The sequence below is a fragment of the Chryseobacterium sp. 14P4.3.2 genome, from assembly GCF_057799275.1.
The window spans coordinates 1-1,073 of sequence record NZ_JBYOKO010000060.1 but is presented as its reverse complement, the minus strand read 5'-3'; the positions used below and the strand labels follow the sequence as shown (position 1 = coordinate 1,073).

Here is a 1,073-nt window from a genome sequence, read left to right as displayed (position 1 = left end):
GTCCCCCAAGGACAGATACAGGTATATACATCTCCACCACCAGGGTTTCCTCCCCCTCCTCCGGGATTTCCATCGTAAGGCACGCATTTTCCACCAGAACATATATTCCCTACAGAGCAGCCACCTTCTCCAGGTCCACCTCCTTCAATACAATTAGCAGGAAAGTTAACTCCGGCAATAATTCCTTTCCTACCTTCTCTGGAAAGTTTCTTAAAGTTTTTCATAGTTTTTGATTTTTAGTATTTTTTATATTATGAGCCATTTAGGATAGCTCTGTACTAAAATTAATATTTATTTTGTTATGACTCAAATAATTAAAATAAAACTTACAACTCTGCCAGCGTGTAATTAATATTCCAGTTATTTTTTACTATTTAACATAAAATCTTTTGTTTAATTAAAAATATTTTAAGTAATTTTACTTTACTATCAAAATTTTAATTAAAACGATATGAAAAATTTAAAAAAACTAAGAAAAGGCCAGTTAAAAAACATTTCTGGAGGAGCTACACTTCCTGAACCAGAGTTCTGTATGTATTATTGTAATGGTACAGTTGTATGCGCTGGTTGTAGCGATGATTTCAAATGCCCGGACACTAACAGTGATATGTAAACATTGAACATCAAAATGTAACAAAAAACCGTTTCCTTTGGAACGGTTTTCTTTTTTAATAAAATCCAATCTCTGAATATATCCTTAATATCGTAGGTCTTAAACAGCATCACTATACAATCAAACGCAAGCTCTATTTTCGCTTAACAGTAGGTTTTTGCTACAATGATAAGTAATCTTTATAATAAGCCAAATATTAGCCTAAATTCGGCTTTATAGGTTACCTATAAAAAGTCATCTTAATTATGTCATAAGACCAGTAGAAAAATGGATGATAATTCGTAGGAATCTACAATGAATAATGGAGAGTTGAGAGTGAAAAATTGAGAGTTGAAAATGGATAATGGAAAGTTGAAAGTTGAGAATAAATATAAATGTGTTGTGATCATAAGGAAGGAGTTATAAGAAAGACTATCCTTATTCAATAGAAGCGGGGTTTAGCCCGGTTGATATAGATTAT

Annotated in this window: 2 protein-coding genes; one reads left to right on the top strand and one right to left on the bottom strand. The window is 32.2% G+C overall.

Features of this window, described 5'->3' with window-relative positions; translation table 11 throughout:
- The coding region (locus AC27VX_RS23765; protein ID WP_488698452.1) for a hypothetical protein at nt 1-224 on the bottom strand (224 nt) is incomplete at its 3' end.
- Between the two features lie 227 nt (nt 225-451).
- On the opposite strand from AC27VX_RS23765, the gene AC27VX_RS23760 reads away from it, so the two are divergent.
- Nucleotides 452-613, top strand: coding sequence for a bacteriocin-like protein (locus tag AC27VX_RS23760; RefSeq protein WP_410680559.1), 162 nt, complete (start codon nt 452-454; stop codon nt 611-613).
- The last annotated feature ends 460 nt before the right edge of the window (nt 614-1,073 follow it).